This is a genomic window from Peptococcaceae bacterium 1198_IL3148 (assembly GCA_036763105.1).
In the GTDB taxonomy this organism is placed as follows: Bacteria; Bacillota; Desulfotomaculia; order Desulfotomaculales; family Desulfohalotomaculaceae; genus JBAIYS01.
The window spans coordinates 1-259 of record JBAIYS010000065.1; the positions used below are offsets into that span (position 1 = coordinate 1).

The 259-nt window shown below is 52.1% G+C and carries 1 rRNA gene; it reads right to left on the reverse strand.

The annotated features are described in order from the left end of the window. Positions 1 to 259: ribosomal RNA gene (locus V6C27_14915) — 16S ribosomal RNA — on the reverse strand; the annotation flags it as partial.

Sequence of the window (259 nt, forward strand, 5' to 3'; positions counted from 1 at the left end):
ACAGGCCAGAAAGCCGCCTTCGCCACGAGTATTCCTCCTGATATCTACGCATTTCACCGCTACACCAGGAATACTACTTTCCTCTCCTGCACTCAAGTCTCCCAGTTTTAGAAGCTATCCCAGAGTTGAGCTCTGGGTTTTCACTCCTAACTTAAAAAACCGCCTACACGCCCTTTACGCCCAGTAATTCCGGACAACGCTCGCCCCCTACGTATTACCGCGGCTGCTGGCACGTAGTTAGCCGGGGCTTACTCTTATG